The following is a 17,800-nucleotide window of genomic DNA, read 5'->3' as shown; positions in this document are numbered from 1 at the left end:
CAAGTTACAGGTAAATGCCCCGCACAATCAAACGCTCTTTTATTCTAAACTTTCATCTCTCACTTTCCCCCGAAAAACTTCACCACTCCCTTCCATTTCTCGACGGATAAAGTTATATTCGCGTAAGAACGTAAACACGCGCAATCATGAAGAAAATAGACCTGAACAAAATATACAAACGCAAGAAAAGCGACCGCGACATATTCCAGGAACTCATGCCTTTTAAGGTAAAGGAGATACTACTCGTCGCCAACTACTACGACTCGTACACCATCGAGCGAGAGGGACAATTCTCCGGGAAAATATTCGGCGAGTACCTGCAACTTAACCTCTTCATGGCCCCCCGCTTCACGTCGGTAGCCAACGAGGAAGCCGCCTTGCAGGAACTGGCAAACAAGCACTTCGACCTCGTCATCATCATGGCAGGCCTCGACAAGGAAACCCCCATCGCCACCAGTCGCCGCATCAAGGAACTCTACCCCGACATCTACCAGCTCATGCTCGTCAACAACAACGCCGACCTCTCGTACCTCACCCGCGTCGAGCCGGAAATCCGGCAATCCATCGAGCGCGTGTTCGTGTGGAACGGGTCGACCAAGGTATTCCTAGCCATGGCCAAGTACCTGGAGGACAAAATCAACCTCCAACCCGACACCCGGCTCGGCGACGTGCGGGTGATCCTCGTGGTCGAGGACTCGATCAAGTACTATTCCCGCTACCTCCCCCTCCTCTACACCGAGATCATGACCCAGACACAGGCCATCATCGACGGCGAACCCCGCGACGACGAGACCACCTTGATCCTGAGGATGCGTGCGCGGCCGAAACTGATACTCGTCAGCACCTACGAGGACGCCGTGGCCATCATCGACAAGTATCGCGACAACATCATCGGCGTTATCTCCGACGTCCGCTACGCCCGAAACGGGGTGGAAGACGAGGATGCGGGCGTCAGCCTGATCCGTCACGTGCAATCGCTCGACGACCGTATCCCCTGCCTGTTGCAAAGTCACGAGATCGAGAACAAGAAACGGGCCGAGGAAATCAACGCCCGCTTCATCGACAAGAACTCCCTCACGCTGGCGCGGGAGATACAGGATTTCATCAAGAACCAGCTCGGTTTCGGTGACTTTATCTTCCGCGACCGGGAGGGCCGACCGATCGACCGGGCCACCTGCATCGAGGAATTTCGCCGGAAACTGGCCACCATCCCCGACGAGTCGCTCGAATACCACGCCATTCGCAACGGAATCTCTACGTGGCTCATGGCACGCGGGGAGATCAACCTCGCCAAGAAACTGCGGCGATACAGCTTCAGCTACTTCAAAAGCCCTGCAGAAACCCGCCGCTTTATCGCCACCGTCTTCGAGGCCTCGGAATTAAAAAAATTGCGGGGACGAATCATCAACTTCGACCCGCGGCTCGTCAACTCGAATCGCTACATTTCCCTGCTCGGTGAGGGCTCGCTGGGCGGCAAGGGACGGGGATTAGCCTTTCTCTCCAACTTCATCGAGAACGTCTACCTCAAACGACTGATCCCCGAATTACGCATAGCCATCCCGAAAACGTCCGTCATCGGTGTCGAGGAGTTCGACAATTTCCTCGAAACCAACGACCTCTACGATGTCATCTTCACGGACAAGGCGTACGATCACATCCTTGCGGCCTTCCGCCGGGCCCGGTTGTCCGGCAAACTGCGGACTCGCCTGCGGGAATACCTCCGGGTAATGACCAAACCGCTGGCCGTGCGCTCTTCCGGATTGTTCGAGGACTCGCTCAACCAGCCCTTCGCCGGGGTCTACTCCACCTACCTCCTTCCCAACAATCACCCCGATCTCGAACACCGATTGGAAGAAGTAGAGGATGCCATCAAGCTGGTTTTCGCCTCCATCTACTCGCCCGAATCAAGGGCCTACTTCAACGCTATTGACTACATGATCGAGGAGGAGAAAATGGCCGTCATCATACAGGAAGTCATCGGCAACGAACATAACGGCCGCTACTACCCCGAGATCAGTGGCGTGGCACAATCCTACAACTTCTACCCCTTTTCCTACATCCAGCCGGAGGACGGGTTCGCTGTCACGGCCATCGGCCTGGGAGCGTACGTCGTCGGCGGCGAGCGGACACACCGTTTCAGCCCCGCCTACCCGAAGTTGCAACTGGCCTCCACGCAGGACAAGATCAAATCGTCACAGCGCTATTTCTATGCGATCAACATGCTCGACCACGACTACGACCTGTACCGCGACGGCGAGAACGCCGCAATCAAGGCCCACGACATCTCGGAAGCCGAGCGCGACGGCACGCTGGAATACACTGCTTCCGTGTACGACTTCATGAACGACCGGATCACGTACGACTTCTCGACCCGCGGCCCCCGGATCGTCGACTTCTCGAAAATACTGCAATACGACTATTTCCCGCTGGCCCCCACGCTGCAAATCCTGCTCGACATCTTCTCGCAGGCCATGGGTTCGCCCGTCGAGATCGAGTTCTCCGTGAACTTCGAGAACGGTACCCCCGTCTTCTACCTGCTACAAATCAAACCCCTGATCAAAAACGAGTACAATATCGACATCGAGGAAGCGCTCGTTGACCCGGAACGCATCCTGTTGAAAGCCGACAAGGGCATGGGCAACGGGAAGTTGCAATATATACGGGACGTCGTTTATGTCGACCCGGAGAAGTTCGACCGCCTCAAAACCGAGGAAATTGCCGAGGAAATCAAACACCACAACGCACGGATCGCACGGGAAGGCGAAAAGTACTTGCTGATCGGCCCCGGACGCTGGGGCACACGCGACCCGCTGACCGGGATTCCCGTGCAATGGTCCGACATCGCCAACGCCAAGATCATCGTCGAGCAGGGCCTGCCCGACTTCCCGCTCGACGCCTCGCTAGGTTCCCACTTCTTCCACAACGTTACCTCCATGAAAGTGGGATACTTCGCCATCCCCTTCCAGTCGAACGACGCCTTTATCAACTTCGACATCCTCGCCGGGCAAGAAGTCATCGAGGAGGGCAAGTACACCCGCCACGTACGCTTTAAAGCCCCGCTAACAGCGTGGATGGACGGGAAGAAACAGGAGGCAGTAATAACTTATTAATCGCCTACGGTGATTAATAAGTTCGTTACAGGTAGCGATAGAAAAACAGAAAGGCCAAGTTCGAAGATTTTCATACTTTTTCCTACCTTTACACGCATGATCAATAACCGCCCCGACAACCTGTCGGACTATCTCGAAGGAGAAAACCTGTCCGTCCCTCCAAAAACTAAATTATTGGAAGAAGGCAGGATTGCCGACAAATTATATCTCGTTAAAAAAGGATGCTTGCGTCTTTTCTTTCATGACGAAGGGAAAGACATAACCTTCCAATTCTTCTTCGAAGGGGATTTTGTAGCCTCATTCGACAGCTTGTACAAACGCCAGCCGAGCCTTTTTTCGTTAGAAAGTATCGAGCCCACAGAAATTCTGGCCGTGAAAAGAGATGACTTCTTTAATCTCGTTGAACAAAACCCCTTGATAAGAAGAATGTATGAAGAAAAGCTCGTCGACCGTTTCCGTGTCTACCAGCAACTATTCCTCTCCCGTATAAAGAACTCGCCACGACAGCGGTACGAAGAAATATTGAAAGAGCATCCCGGTATCATACAACGGGTCCCGCAACATTACATCGCCTCTTATCTCGGTATCACTCCCGTGTCCTTATCCCGAATCCGCAACCGGCGCTAATCATTTCTTTACAATTGTTATCGTCTTGTTTCCTTCGAAATGGTGTATTTTGTATCATCAATGTAAAACAGGAAACCGATGAAAAAGATTTTTGTAATAGATTGGATTTTGATTCCCACGTTTATCTTTTCCGTGTATACCGGAATAGAATTGCACGTTGCCGGACACGGGTATGCCCACGAAACATGGCATAATTGGGCCGTATTTCATGTCCTGACAAGTTTTCTATTTCTTATAACCATGATATTCCACGTAACAACACACCGGGGCTGGTACAGGAGTATCATAAAGAACGGAATAAGAAAAAAGAGTAAAATCACCGTGGGATTATCGGCGGTGTTCGTGCTTGTTATTATCACGGGGATTATCTTACTAGGAGTGGACGGGGCGAATTCCGATATCGGGAAATGGCATTACAGGACTGGGATTATCGCGAGTCTCCTTTCCATCGGACATATACTCAAACGTATCCCGATATTGCGCCAATCTGTGAAAAAGTAGAGAATCGCCAATCAAGAGACCGGCTTCGGCTTGTCCGGTTTTACCATGTCCTCGGAACGTGCCCCGGGGAGGTCTATCTTCGGCCCCGGTATCATCCAGGCGTTCTCCAACACCGTCCTGACCCTCGCCCGCTGGTCGGGGGTACTGCTCCACATGTAACCAATGTCATAATCCATGAAGTTCTCAGACACGAAACGGGTCCCGTCAAGCGCCACCCGTTTCACGGCTTCCCGGTAAAACTCCCCGGGGGAAGTCGTCGTCTCGTCAAGCATTACGAGATAACTCTCGTACTCATCCCAATCATAGTCGGGCGTGTCATCACAGTAATCCCCCACTTCCCCTTTACCGTTCGTGAAAGGATGCAACAACCCCAGGTAATGCCCCAGCTCGTGGGCCAGGGTTATGTATCCCCCAGCCTCGATCACGACCCCCTCCCCGGCAATCGTGTACGTGTAATCAATCAGGGTGGTATTCCATGCCATGCAATAAACAAAATCATCAGGCAGGCGCGTGGCGTACCAGTCCGTTTGAGTCAATCCCGGCACGGCAATACCTTGCGGCATGAAAGGCGTGTAAGCTACCCCGAACAGGTCTTCCGTGAACGGGAAAACCACGACGTTAATGTACTCCCTCTGGTTCCACATCATGGCGACATCGCCGAAAGCATTATCCACGAATTTCTTCCCACTCATCGGGAGGCCCGCTCTCCGCACGCGGTGTATCCCCGGCTCGTCGAGAAGCTTCCCATCGGGATCGCGTGTCGCCAGAACGAAACGGAATCCCATATCCACGCCTTTCCCGGAGGCATTCGCGTACAAGGCGTTCACCTTGTCAAGACAACTCGTTAACTTTCCAGCCGGGATGTTATTCCCGGGGGAATCATGCAGCACGTGAAAGACGATCGGCAACTCGAAAAAATAATCCCCCGTGGCGGCCGCCTGTCGTACCTCGATTCCCAACGTCCCGGCATCACTCGCCAGTTGCAGGTTAACCCCGCGTCCCTGCCGGGCGATGTTCACGGTCAAGTCCAACACCAGCGTGTCGACCTTCTCTCCTTTCACCTGCCGGAACCGGTACCACTTCCCCGCTTTTCCGGTCACTTCCCACGTCGAACTGCTCCGCACCGGCACGCGTACCTGTTGCGCATCACTCGTGATCTCGAACAGGGTTCCCGACGGGGATTCCAAACCCTCCCACTCGTCTTTACCACACCCGGAAAGGATCATTATCCCCAGGAATAAAAAATATATTACTCCACTTCTTGCCATTCTTACAGTCCTATTTAAAGTGAATAATCGGTATTGAATCTCTCGCCACGCCTCCTTATAGCCTTACATCAACGTTTACAGAAAACGGTATGCCCTCACGAACGTGAAACATGAATATTCCCTGTAAAAATAAGGAAAATAAACATGATTCCAATGATAATTATTACCTTTGTCAACGTGCATTAAACTAACTAAAAATTGTTAACATGAATATTGAACAGTATATCCAGGCCGGATTGCAGCATTTTGGTATCTATTCGGAAAGTTTGACAAATTTCATCTACGCCCTGATCTTGATTGTTATCATGGTCGTTATCGGCTCGATCGTTTATATCATTGCCAAAAAATGGCTGGCAAAAATCGTGATGAAAATTGCCGGACACACGGCAACGAACTGGGACGACCTCATGTTCGATCACCGTTTCTTCCACCGGTTGGGCCTCTTTATCGCCCCGATCGTCGTAATGACCGTGTACAAGCAAAGCAACTGGAGCGAGATCACGTTTATCGCCAAAACGCTCAATATCTGTATCTCGATCTTTTCCATGCTCATGATCTTTACCGTGCTGGACGGGATCAACCGGATTTACGAGAGTTACCCGGTGTCCAAGAACCGGCCGATCAAGGTGTTTATCCAGGTGATCAAGATATTCCTCTACTGCGCCGTTATCATTATCATCATCAGTATCCTGATAGAGAAAAGCCCGATGGCATTGCTCGCCGGACTGGGAGCCGTGTCGGCCGTGCTGATGCTGGTGTTCAAGGACTCGATCCTCGGGTTCGTGGCCGGGATACAGTTGATATCCAACCGCATGGTAAATATCGGCGATTGGATCGTCATGCCGAGCAGTAATGCCGACGGAGACGTGATCGAGATCAACTTGACCACGGTGAAAGTACAGAACTGGGACAAAACCATATCGACGATCCCTACCTACAAGCTCGTTTCCGAATCGTTTACCAACTGGCGGGGAATGCAAGAATCCGGCGGGCGGAGGATCAAACGCTCCGTGAATATAGACATCTATTCAGTGCATTATCTCACGGACGAGGATATCGAACGCCTGAAGCAATCTTCCTTGCTGAAAAACTATATCGAGGGTAAACTGAACGAGTTGAAAACATATAACTCTAACGTGGAAAATCCGCTCGATAAACGCCGCTTGACGAATATCGGTACTTTCCGGGAATACATGGAGGCATGGCTTGCCGCTAACCCAAGCATCAATCTCGAAATGACTCACATGGTGCGCCAGCTGCAACCCACCCCGACAGGTATCCCGCTAGAAATATACTGTTTCTCGGCCGAAAAACAGTGGGTCATCTACGAACGGGTACAAGCCGATATCTTTGATCACGTGTTTGCTATTCTTCCCCTCTTCAAGCTCAAGGTATTCCAGTACCCCACGAACATGGAGTGGTTAGAGGAAGGGAAATGAGTCTATAAAGTTTATAAAGTTTATAAGGTTTATAAAGTTCATAAAGTGACGGGTGTCCTTCGGACAGAGTTTAACGGCAGCTCAAGCTGCCGTAGATAAAGCGCCCCGCAGGGGTCCACGAACCTTATGAACCTTATAAACTTTATGAACTTAATAGCAATCCCAATTGTATAACACGTTACTGAAATCCCGTTTTGCCAGGTCTTCCGGGCGGATGAAGAAGTTGCACACCCCGGAATCACCCCACAGGATCGAGTAATCGTCACCGTCTTCCGAGTCGAGTTGGAAGAGCAACACGGTATGTCCCTTCAAATCCTCGTGATACTCCCGCGGGTCAAGTTGGGTAAATATCGGGTATCCCCCGACGCGGTGTCCCCCCATTTCCAGAGGACCGTACACGTCATCCAGATTGTCTTCCGGGATACGGTCCAGAGAAGGCACCGGGTTGTCGGCATGTACCTCGTTGTAAGCCTCCAGTAATATCTTGTCGAAACGGTAATCCCCGGCCATCACGGGCATCGTGGATTTCTCGAATGTCAGTCGTAACTCGTCCTCCACGGGAAAGGCGTCTTTCCATTCCACGGCATCCGTCGGTAAAGTGGAAAACAACACCGACTCGTCCTCCACCACATCCTCGTGGTAAATGACCCGGAAACCGTGCTGTCCCACCCGGTTTTCGAAATTCAAACCGTAGGAACTTTCCCCGCTGATGTAAAACTGCAATATACCTTTCGTCGGGAATCCCTCCAAGGGCGGCATCTCGCTAAAATTCAACTGTGCAAGAAAACGCAACGGCATCTTCTCGTGTTCCTCCACCTTTCCTCCGGCTTGCTCTTCAATCTCGTCCGGTTGTAAAGCGGCTTCCCGCTCGCCCGTTACCCCCGGTTTTACCGCGGGCTCGATGGGGCTATCTCCGCCCAACCCGGCAAACACGCTAGCCGTGGCTCCCGGTTTCACCGCTGGTTGCTGTCCTTCCAGCACAACCGTCAAGTCGGTCTCGTCAAGAGGATACTCGAATCCTTGCGGCATGTAAGGCATCCCGCCGATCTTGCTGTTCCACGGCTTCGTCCCCTCCTTCACCGGTACAAGTGTCACGCATTCCACCGTGGTCTTTTCCTTGATCACGTTCACGATCCTGCTCGCCGAAGTCTCTTTCTTCACTTCAGTCCCGCCACCGAATATTTTATTAAAGAATCCCATATTATCGTGTATTAATTAATTCCGGGTCAAAAATACAAAAAAATATAAATAAAGATCGTTATCTCCAAATATTTACACGTTCCACGTCATCCGATAACCGGGTTGCTAACGAATTCATCCGGCAATGCAGCAAGAACTTGCGCCCTTCCAGCGTGCGGGTGAATACCAGACGGCAAGGGCCGACCTTCTTCTCCCAATTCCACTTGAAACTCTCCGCGCTCGACTTTTTCCGTCCTAATACTTCCGGCACGGCATGAAAATCTTCCTGCTTGAAGTGATGCCACAACACGCTCTCGCGTATCATCACGTAACGGGGATTGTCCACCGGACCGATGATCTCTTGCATGGCGTTTATAAACACGGACTTCTCGTAAGTCGAACCACCCTGCAAGTGACAATAGACCGCCCCGCTGCCATCGTTGAATGTCTGCACGCTCAACAGGTTCCTGTCGGTGGTAACAATCCTTTCGCCTGCCAACGTGTCGAGCAAAGCCACGCCGATCTGGCGAACATCCTTGGATATATCCCGGTATTTTAAGTAAAGCCGGAAAGCTTTTATGCCCTTGTACCCGAAAGTACAAAAACCGACCACGGAAACGGTCAGTAGCGCAAGCCACCAGTCGCTCGACGTGCGAAGATGACGGAATTGTCCTCGTATTATGGCTTCCCACAGGCCATTCCAGAAGATAGAGGCGGCAAAAGCGATCTCCGCAAACAAATAAGCCAGCGTGTGACGCAAATAGAGTCTCTTCAACGGTCGATACTCCCTTTCCTCCCCGAACGGAACTTTTATCTCCTCCACGAGGTTTACTCCTTGTTTCAGGCCATTCTCCCAACGCCTACGCAGGGAATCGCGGGAGGCCGCTTCTTTCAACGTGTCGTCGTTCTTCCGGTCGATCGTTTCCCGGTCGCACAATGATGCCGGGATATCCAAACGCCTCACGCCGTTCTCGATTGTCCCGTCCGCCCGGCTCGGAATCCCGATAAATCCCCGGAAACGACGCCGCAACAACTCCAGATCATCGCCCCCTGTCGGGGAAGTCGAATCCACGCAAACCAAGTGCCAGATATTTCCCGTTTTCTCGTCATTCCCTTTCTCCACCCGGATCGCCCGACCACGCATTTGGTTGGATGACACGAACGAACCCACGAAACTCGCCAGCACGAGGGTATTGATACACGGGGCATCCCACCCCTCGCCCAGTAAGGATTTCGTGCCTATCAGTATCCGGATCGCCCCGGCCTCGAACACGCGTGTCACGATCCGGGTGATCTCGTCTTTTAACGCACCCGATAACCCGATCTCCACGTAAGCGGCATCGTAGGGCAACGGTCGGGTTGACACCTTGTCCAGTCCCGTATCCCGCACGCTCCCTTCCAACACGCTCAAGGCCGCCACGGGAACGATTACGACGGAACCTGTCAATATCCCGATCTGTCCCTCCCCGATCTTCTCCCGCCGCAACTTCTCGAACACGGAGAACACGCCCATCCGGTCCAACGGCATATCGTTTACCGCGGTACTCGTCATGTACTCCTTCCGGATATAATCCGTCAGGATCACCAAGCGCAGACGATCTTCCAACCGGGAGGACTCGAAACGGACGATCTCGGCGATACTGTTCAGCTTGCTCACGCTGGCCGTCAGCGTCTTCATCAAACGACTGTTATAACGGAAATTGATTTGCTTCCTCTCCGTCGCACCCCGGCGGGCCAGTTTATTCTCCAACGCCTCTTGGTGTTCCTCTCGGCCAGGGAAAAACGCCTTGTCACCATGCAGGTAGAAATCAAGCAATACCTCCATCCACGCGTAATCCAACGGGGGAACCCGCACGGTCTTGCTCCCGATCACCTCGAAATGTACCGGAAGTACCTCCTTACCCACGCCGTGCATGAAAATCAACATGGCCGAGTAAAATGACATATTCCCGAATATCCATTCCAAATGACTCAAAGGATCAACCCAAACCGGGGTGGTCGAAATCGCTTCCACGAAAACGGGGTCTTCCTTGATCTCCCGAAACAACTTGTCAATATCCGCTCGAAAGGCGTTGATCCGGTCGTACTCCTCCGGGGAAGGTAACGAGAAATAAACGTAGTCCTGGTGAGGACACAGGTCGCCTTCCAGTATCAATTCGGGAACGGTAATCTCCGTGTCGACCGTCCCGTTGAGTTCTATATAACGCTGCCACTCGGCAATCGTCACGTCATAAGGAGGAGTGGCTGTCAGACCGACGATTGTCGGGGATAATTGCCGTTTCAACCAATCGAGCGTGTTCCACCACTCGTTCTTTAAATGATGTGCCTCGTCGAGTATAACGGTCTTCACGCCCAGACTTTTCAACTCGTTGGCAATCTTCCGGGGAGTTAACATTACTCCCTTTTTAGCGATCGTCCCCTCCTCGTCATCATCCAAATTATTACAAGCCGCGTGCAATCCCTGGTAGGTGCATACCGTCATGAAAGCGGGGCGCCTCACGTCACACGATATCCATTCCGGTTTCCGGTTCACCTGTAAAAACAACTCGCAGAAACGATCAATCCACTGGTCACGGATCGCCAACGAGGGAGCCAGTATCAGCGTCGGACGATTCAACCGAAGCATCACTTCCAACCCCAACACGGTCTTCCCCGAACCGGGCGGGGCTACCACATGAAGAGAACCGTTAGACAAGTAATTATCCAGTTCCTTGAGTACCCTGGCCTGGTATTTCCGCCACCCGTACTTGAATTTGATCCCGACCGGGAACGTCATCATTATTTCCATTCACCACACAAATTATTTACACACCTTCATTATCTTCACAAAGATACATTTCAAAGCCTAATCACGCAATGCTTTGTCATATTTCTTGACAAAACATGATTTCCACAAGAAAGAATCGCCTCCGGCGAGTTACAAGTTATTGCCCCCGCGCGAACTAACGCTCTTTCCTCTTTAAACTTTTAGCTTTTAGTTCTTAACTTTTAGCTTTCTAAACTACCTCCTCCGCCTCCCCTTTACACAGGGGGAGAGGGTTGTGCGGTACTAAGTTGAAACATCTTTCCACGCTTGTCTCCCCTCCTGTGTAAGAAGGGTCGGGGGTGGTAGTTCCCCACTTTAAACTCTAAACTTTTTCAAACTCCCCTTCACTCCCTGTTCATCCGGACAATAGCGGGTTGGAAACATCCCTCGATATCCACCAGGGTTTGCTGCGCTCTCATCACCATCTCGATATCCTTGTAAGCGGCGGGCGATTCCTCCGTGCTTCCACCAATCAGTGTGACCCCGGCATGACGCAATCGTTTCTTCAACTCGGACACGGTGACGCTATTCTTGGCCTGTTGCCGGGACATGGCCCTTCCGGCCCCGTGAGAAGCTGAAAACAAAGCCCCCGGATTTCCTTTTCCCCTTACCAAGTACCCGGCCGCAGTCATACTTCCCGGAATGATCCCGGCTTCCCCGGCGTGAGCGGGGGTTGCTCCCTTGCGGTGTATCACAACCTCCCGTCCGTCTTCCAAACGATCCTGCCAGGCGAAGTTATGATGATTCTCCACCCGTGCCAGCACGTTTAATCCCAATGATTTAGCCATGATCCCGTGTATACAGTCATGGCACGCCCGGGCATAATCCCCTGCCAGGTTCATGCTCATCCAGTACTCCTGCCCGACCCCCGATGCCAGATCCAGCCACGCGAGATTCTTGGCCTCCTTGGGCAAGCGGCAAGTATCCATGGCCACACCCGTGAAATACTTGGCAATGGCCGCCCCGACACCTCTGGAACCGGAATGGGACAGCAAAGCCGTGTAGTTTCCCGCCGGAAGACCGTAACCATTTCCCTCGAACAACTCGATCTGCCCGAATTCCACAAAGTGGTTACCACCGCCGGAACTTCCCAACTGGCGAACCGCTTTTCCTCTCAAAGACCGTAATAAAGGCGTATAACCGAATTCTGCCCGGTCTATCACCTCGTGTTCCGCCTTGTAGGACACACTCCCGTCCATACCGAAATGAGTGTACTCCCGCAACGCTTTTTCCAGCTGGTAAGCATAACGTTGCAGATATTTCCCGTTCTCGTCAAAGATACTCAGACTCATCCGGCAACCGATATCCATCCCCACAGCATAAGGTATCACGGCATTCTCCGTGGCAAGCACGCCACCGATGGGAAGCCCGAAGCCGCCATGTGCGTCCGGCATCAACGCACCCCCGACCGTCACGGGCAGACGCATAGCGATGTCCATTTGTGCACGTGCCACATCCTCGACAAATGCGTTCCCGTAAACCATATACCCCGGCACGCTCTTCGCCAACTCGTAAGCGACAAAAGGTGTCTCCTCCACGTCAGGACTGAAACAGGTAGCCAACTTACCCCAGACCGGATTAGTCTTCCACGTTTCGGGTTCTCGCAAAATATGTTCTAAAATATTCGTTAACTCCTCTTTAGGAGTGAATTTACAATGTTTTGATATAATATTAACGGCAAGACTTTTGGCCACGTTGGAAGTATAGCCCAGCTTACCGAGTTCTTTTAACGACATACTCGTTTTCTTACTTGTATGATTGTCCATAAACAATATTTATCCGTGCATGACACGACAGGACACGCCCTCGCTGCACGTGTTAATAAAAATAAACGTAAAGAAATGAAGTCAGTTGAAAGTACACGAAAGATTATCGGGTCTATTTACCCGGCAATCCATGCCTGACTCCTCAGATGATATGTAAGTTTTGTTCAATCATAACCCAATCCTCCTCTATATTTACGGGTTAATACTATAATTCCGGGAGCAAAGATAGGCATTATTTCTTAATGACGCTCCCGGAAGGTGTATTTTATTTAGGGACGAAAGAGTGTCTAGCAAGCTTCTTTAGCTTGAACTACCACCCCTAACCCCTCCTTACACAGGAGGGGAAAACGCTTGGTAATCAACTCACCCTCTATGTAATGGAGCTTCACCCACAAACTAACTCTCCCCCTGTGTAAGGGGGAGCCGGAGGGGGTAGTTGTTTTATAGAAAAAGAACTTATTAGACTTCTTAATATCTATTCTTCCCGGATTTGCCAATAGAGGTAGGTCATGTCCACGCAAGGACGCCCGTTATCGATAATGGGCTCCGGGTAATTGTCCGTGAAAAAGTTCTTGATCACGTGATCCTGCACGAAGCCATAACGCTCGTAATACCCCACACCGGACTCACTGGTTCCTACCCACAGGCGAGAGAACCGGTCTTTATAATAGTTCGCAAGGCTCGACAAGATGTACATGCCGTACAGTTTGCCCTGCCATTCCGGTTTCACGGCAAGGTTTTTGATCTCCCCTTTCCCGTCTACCACGGCCTCGCCGATCACCTCCCCGTCTCTTTCCAACACGAACATGTCGCTCTCTTCAAGATAACGGTCGATCATCGCCTCGCACGGGTCGGCATCCAGCAACAAGGGCAGGTAAGCCTTCTTATCCCCCGTGACTTTCACCATTCGCTGGCGGGGATTTCGCAATCGCAAGTACAGGATCGGATAAGGTTTCCCGCACCCGTCCACGTCAGTACGATGTTCTACCTCGAAACCGAGTTTGTCGTAAAAACCGACGGCTTGCCCGTTCTGCTCGTTGACAGCCAAACGCTCGACGTGTATATCCTCTATTGCCCATTCGATCAACGCCCGCCCGATACCCTGTCCCCGGTAGTCCGGGTCCACGAAAAGCATTTCCACGTAGGTCATGTCATAGCCCAAGAAAGCCACGATATCGTCTCCCTCGTAGTGTAGTAGCAAGGGCAACTTCTCGCAGTTCTCTTTCACTAAAGGCTTGTAAAAAGCGATATCCTCTTCCCGCACGAAGTCATGGGTCGCCCTCACGGACGCTTCCCATACCTCCACGCAACGTTCTACTATTTCAGATCTGTTCTTTTCTCTCATTCTATGTTCTTTGATAACCACGTTCCAATATCTTGTTTGGCCAATGCCGTGGCCATTAAATCGGGGAACTTGTCCGGGGTACAGGCAAAGGCCGGAACTCCCAGCTCGGCCAGAAATTGCGCGTTCTCCTTGTCGTAAAAAGGCGCCCCGTCGTCGTTCAGCGCTAAAAGGACAATCAATTGTACCCCACTTTGTACCAACGAAATCATTTTCTTACGCATCTCCCGCTCGTTTCCTCCCTCGTACAAGTCGGTCACGAGTACCAGCACCGTGTCCGTGGGACGGGTAATCACCGTCTGACAATATCCCAGGGCCCGGTCGATATCGGTACCGCCACCCAGTTGCACGCCGAATAATAAATCCACGGGGTCCTGCAAATCGTCCGTCAAGTCGACCACCGAGGTATCGAATACCACCATGCGGGTCTGAACCGCGGGAATAGACGCCAGTACCGAACCGAAGATTCCCGAATAAACCACGGAAGACCCCATGGAACCACTCTGATCGAGACAAAGCACGATATCTTTCAACGCCCGGCGTTTCCGGCCAAAACCGATACGTACTTCCGGGATAATGGTCTTATATTCGGGCTGGTAGTTACGCAGGTTCTTCTCGATCGTCGTCTTCCAGTCAATCTCGTTATAGCGAGGATTACGCCGCCTGCTGGAACGATTCAACGCCCCGGTCACGGCTTGTTGCATGGGCGACGATAGTTTCTTCATCAACTCGTCCACCACTTTCCGCACGACTTCCCGGGCAATCGCCTTGTTCTTTTCGGGAATCACCCGGCTCAACGACATGAGCGTGGCCACCAGATGTACGTCCGGCACGACCGATTCGAGCATCTCTTTTTCGGTCAATAACGAGGTGAGGTTCAGACGCTTGATTGCATCCTTCTGAATGACTTGTACCACCGTCTGCGGGAAGAATTCCCGGATATCCCCCAACCAACGGCTCACTTTCGGGGCTGAACCACCCAATCCTCCCTTTCGTTCGCTATCGTACAAAGCGTTCAAAGCATCGTCCACCCGACGTTCCTCGGGCGACAAGGAGACTCCTGTTCCATCTGCCTCGTTTCCCCCTAGTATCATTCGCCATCTCTTTAAAAGAGCTTCATCCATAATAATAAGTTTTATTCGCCTTCGGCGAGTTACAGGTTACAAGTTACATTTGCCTGCAGCAAGTTGCAAGTTATTCCCCCCGCACAAGGCCATTCCCATTTCTTGATTTATGATTTCCGATTAGGTGATTCCATCCGCACAATTCTCACGTTTTTTCATAATCACAGAATCATTAAATCGGCAATCACAAAATCATTTCATTCTAAACTCTAAATTCTAAACTTTTTCAATTGTTCCGATTCCCAAAAGTCGCTCGATCAACGGGATCACTTTCACGGCATCCTCCCGGTTAAAGGCTTCGCTTCCGGTGTTCACCCGTTTCACGGTAGACGTTCCCTTGGCTTTCTCACCTAACTTACGTCGTTCGGGCACGCTGTACTCGCTGAACGTACGCCTTAGAATAGGCAACAATTCCATGAAACTCTCGTCACCTAACGAAGCCAACCAAGCGTTTACCAAATCCCATAACTGATCGTCTAACAAGAGAATCGTTCCCGATGATTTAAGGAATCCTTCAAACCAAAAAGCCGTGTCGGAAGCCCCGTTCCCGTGCGACGTGTAGTAGCTCAGGGTTTGCGCCGTCTCCTCATATCCCAGTAAGTTTTTATCCCGCAGTAAACGGGTGGCATAACCAGACAACAAGGGATGGACACCCCGGGCTTCCCGTATCTTCTGCACCAACTCGATCCACATTTCCGTCAATCCCGGCTGGTTGGCCGTGGCCACGGCGTAATCGACCGCCATGAAACGTTCCATGATCTCCGCGGCGGCATCCTCGTCAATATTGGTACAAGCCAGCACTCCACCGGCCAATACGCGGGCCATCATGGCATGCAGCATGTCGTTGACTTTCCCGTAATCGAGGTTACGTACACTCCCGTAGCGTACCACGTTTACCATTCCCGGTATTGTCTTCATCATTTCCAGCACATCCGTGGTCGAGGCCGACAACGTGTCCAGACGGGAAGTCATTTCCTCGACCAAAACAGGCAAATCGGCAGGTATCACACGCTCCAATAAATCCACCAACCGGGATATGGAGTCTATCTCTTTCGACAAACTGGCGTTATACGCCACGACAGCCTCGGCCAAGGTATTACCCCACACCGCTTTCTCGATCACGGCGAGCGTCTGTTCCGGTTCGTAATAAACGGACCAAGCTTCTTTGAAGGTACCCTTCCCGTCAATACTTAGCGGACGAGCCATTTTTATAGCGAGAAGATTCAGGCGATGGAAGAATATACTCCGTTCCAAATCCGTCGGTTTCCGTAAATCCAACTGGAATTCCTTTACCTCCGTGGAAAGCGGTAAGCGCAAGCGTTTCAATGACTTCTCTACATCCACGAGAAGAGGCACTTTAGGTACATCATCGGGAACACTTCCCATTCGATCGCTAATGACCAAAGCCTCCCGGATAACTTGCAACAGGATCGGGTCACCGAATCCCATAACCGTCGTCACGGCATCATTGAATTCTTCCAGAGAAGGCCGGGGTAAACCTCGCAAAGCCGCCGACACCTGTGCCAACCGCACGGTTTCGATGACGTGGGCCACGGAGATATCCATTCCCTTCGTCCGGAATAGAGCGGCCACCTTGCTCATCCAACGAGTCCCGTCATCATCCGGGTAGTTCCACAAATGGTCATACCAGCCCGGGGATATGATTCCAGCCCCGTACCCGCTACGATAAGACAAGCGATCGTAAGTCCACGGTATCCACGTGCATTCGATCTTTATTTTCGGCAAGCCTTTTAATAACTCGTTATCCTCTTTCCGCGTGGGCATCTTCTCCAAACCGGGAACGTGCCAGGCCCCACAAACGACAGCGATACGCTTGAATCCCTCCTTTTGAGCGGCCCGGATCATCTTGCGCATCCACGCTTCCCGCAACAAAGTCTCCCGATCAGTCTTCGGGAAATACTCCCGTAAAGCCGACACCGCCTCTTTGACGGCCGCAAATATCTCCTCGTTGTTCCGGCGACTCTCGAAGTTTACTTCCCACCACAATTCCGGATCGTCATACCCGGCGGCCTTGGCCAGATGGGCAAAAGGATCAACGGGAAGTATTTCGGGAACGTCCTCTTCCGGTGTTTGATTTTGGATCTCCGGTTCGACTGTCTCCCCCTCCTCGTTCTCACGGGTGGTGTCTTCGCTGGCTTCCGCTTGTTCCTCCCGCTCTTTCCACAAAGCCAGATGATGCACTAAAGGCAAGTCAAAAAAGCGAAGCGGCAGATCTCGTCCCGTCGCGTAACGCAAGGTTTGCCATTCGGGAGAAAACTCTGCAAAAGGGTAAAATACCGCCCGCCGGGGTTCATCCGGCTGGTAAGCCAACAGGGCCACGGGCGGTTTCATTTGCTCGTGGCGTACTCCCGCTACCAGAGGTTCTGCTTCCGGAGGCCCCTCCAGTAAAATGATATCCGGTTCCAGTTCTTCCAAGTACGCTTTCACGTTCTTGGCGGAACCGGGTCCATGATGTCGTATGCCTAAAAAATGTATTCCGTCAACCATTGTATAAGATACAAGATAAAAGATAAAAACTAAAAGATAAAAGTTATGCTACCTTATCGGGTACATATCTTTATTCCTAGAGAGTATTCTACCTCCTCCTCTGTTTATAAGGCCGCTGAAAAAGTCCCAT

General features: G+C 51.7%; 11 protein-coding genes. 4 read left to right on the top strand and 7 right to left on the bottom strand.

Annotation, left to right across the window (positions count from 1 at the left end; genetic code table 11):
- Window positions 1-146 precede the first annotated feature (146 nt).
- From DWW52_RS03340 to DWW52_RS03330, 3 genes are all read left to right on the top strand, one after another.
- Window positions 147-3,110 (top strand): PEP/pyruvate-binding domain-containing protein, encoded by a 2,964-nt coding sequence (locus DWW52_RS03340; protein ID WP_118714033.1) that lies wholly within the window; start codon window positions 147-149, stop codon window positions 3,108-3,110.
- 96 nt (window positions 3,111-3,206) lie between these two features.
- Window positions 3,207-3,737: a Crp/Fnr family transcriptional regulator gene (locus DWW52_RS03335; protein ID WP_118714032.1), complete on the top strand. Its 531-nt coding sequence runs from the start codon at window positions 3,207-3,209 to the stop codon at window positions 3,735-3,737.
- A gap of 78 nt (window positions 3,738-3,815) precedes the next feature.
- A complete protein-coding gene (locus DWW52_RS03330; RefSeq protein WP_118714031.1) occupies window positions 3,816-4,238 on the top strand; it encodes a DUF4405 domain-containing protein in 423 nt (140 codons plus the stop codon).
- Window positions 4,239-4,249: 11 nt separating this feature from the next.
- Here DWW52_RS03330 and DWW52_RS03325 read toward each other — a convergent pair whose 3' ends face one another.
- The gene (locus DWW52_RS03325) at window positions 4,250-5,506 is read right to left on the bottom strand and encodes a M43 family zinc metalloprotease (protein ID WP_118714030.1); all 1,257 of its coding nucleotides are present in this window, start codon (window positions 5,504-5,506) and stop codon (window positions 4,250-4,252) included.
- Between the two features lie 206 nt (window positions 5,507-5,712).
- On the opposite strand from DWW52_RS03325, the gene DWW52_RS03320 reads away from it, so the two are divergent.
- The gene (locus DWW52_RS03320) at window positions 5,713-6,945 is read left to right on the top strand and encodes a mechanosensitive ion channel family protein (protein WP_118714029.1); all 1,233 of its coding nucleotides are present in this window, start codon (window positions 5,713-5,715) and stop codon (window positions 6,943-6,945) included.
- Between the two features lie 150 nt (window positions 6,946-7,095).
- On the opposite strand, the gene DWW52_RS03315 is transcribed toward DWW52_RS03320, so the two are convergent.
- The 6 genes from DWW52_RS03315 to DWW52_RS03285 form a co-directional block, all read right to left on the bottom strand.
- Complete coding sequence (locus DWW52_RS03315) at window positions 7,096-8,145, bottom strand: YwqG family protein (RefSeq protein ID WP_118714028.1); 1,050 nt, start codon at window positions 8,143-8,145, stop codon at window positions 7,096-7,098.
- A gap of 58 nt (window positions 8,146-8,203) precedes the next feature.
- Window positions 8,204-10,912, bottom strand: a complete 2,709-nt coding sequence (locus DWW52_RS03310) for a DEAD/DEAH box helicase family protein (RefSeq protein ID WP_233556676.1) — start codon at window positions 10,910-10,912, stop codon at window positions 8,204-8,206.
- A 362-nt stretch (window positions 10,913-11,274) separates the two neighbouring features.
- Window positions 11,275-12,696 (bottom strand): RtcB family protein, encoded by a 1,422-nt coding sequence (locus tag DWW52_RS03305; protein WP_118714027.1) that lies wholly within the window; start codon window positions 12,694-12,696, stop codon window positions 11,275-11,277.
- Window positions 12,697-13,171: 475 nt separating this feature from the next.
- Window positions 13,172-14,041 carry a GNAT family N-acetyltransferase gene (locus tag DWW52_RS21105; RefSeq protein WP_199691945.1) on the bottom strand — a complete coding sequence of 290 codons (870 nt, stop codon included), beginning with the start codon at window positions 14,039-14,041 and terminating at the stop codon, window positions 13,172-13,174.
- Window positions 14,038-15,162 carry a VWA domain-containing protein gene (locus DWW52_RS03290; RefSeq protein ID WP_118714026.1) on the bottom strand — a complete coding sequence of 375 codons (1,125 nt, stop codon included), beginning with the start codon at window positions 15,160-15,162 and terminating at the stop codon, window positions 14,038-14,040. Before DWW52_RS03290 ends, DWW52_RS21105 begins: the two co-directional genes overlap by 4 nt.
- A 216-nt stretch (window positions 15,163-15,378) precedes the next feature.
- Entirely contained in the window at window positions 15,379-17,670 is a 2,292-nt protein-coding gene (locus DWW52_RS03285; protein ID WP_118714025.1) for a DUF5682 family protein, read from the bottom strand.
- Window positions 17,671-17,800 lie beyond the last annotated feature (130 nt).

Source organism: Odoribacter sp. AF15-53, assembly GCF_003479425.1.
In the GTDB taxonomy this organism is placed as follows: domain Bacteria; phylum Bacteroidota; class Bacteroidia; order Bacteroidales; family Marinifilaceae; genus Butyricimonas.
The sequence above is the reverse complement of the archived record's forward strand: the minus strand, read 5'-3'. Positions and strand labels throughout refer to the sequence as shown.

Excerpts from the sequence above, each read along its gene's own strand:
- DWW52_RS03340 (WP_118714033.1), top strand. The coding sequence starts at position 147 with ATGAAGAAAATAGACCTGAACAAAATATACAAACGCAAGAAAAGCGAC.
- DWW52_RS03335 (WP_118714032.1), top strand. The coding sequence starts at position 3,207 with ATGATCAATAACCGCCCCGACAACCTGTCGGACTATCTCGAAGGAGAA.
- DWW52_RS03330 (WP_118714031.1), top strand. The coding sequence starts at position 3,816 with ATGAAAAAGATTTTTGTAATAGATTGGATTTTGATTCCCACGTTTATC.
- DWW52_RS03325 (WP_118714030.1), bottom strand. The coding sequence starts at position 5,506 with ATGGCAAGAAGTGGAGTAATATATTTTTTATTCCTGGGGATAATGATC.
- DWW52_RS03320 (WP_118714029.1), top strand. The coding sequence starts at position 5,713 with ATGAATATTGAACAGTATATCCAGGCCGGATTGCAGCATTTTGGTATC.
- DWW52_RS03315 (WP_118714028.1), bottom strand. The coding sequence starts at position 8,145 with ATGGGATTCTTTAATAAAATATTCGGTGGCGGGACTGAAGTGAAGAAA.
- DWW52_RS03310 (WP_233556676.1), bottom strand. The coding sequence starts at position 10,912 with ATGGAAATAATGATGACGTTCCCGGTCGGGATCAAATTCAAGTACGGG.
- DWW52_RS03305 (WP_118714027.1), bottom strand. The coding sequence starts at position 12,696 with ATGGACAATCATACAAGTAAGAAAACGAGTATGTCGTTAAAAGAACTC.
- DWW52_RS21105 (WP_199691945.1), bottom strand. The coding sequence starts at position 14,041 with ATGAGAGAAAAGAACAGATCTGAAATAGTAGAACGTTGCGTGGAGGTA.
- DWW52_RS03290 (WP_118714026.1), bottom strand. The coding sequence starts at position 15,162 with ATGGATGAAGCTCTTTTAAAGAGATGGCGAATGATACTAGGGGGAAAC.
- DWW52_RS03285 (WP_118714025.1), bottom strand. The coding sequence starts at position 17,670 with ATGGTTGACGGAATACATTTTTTAGGCATACGACATCATGGACCCGGT.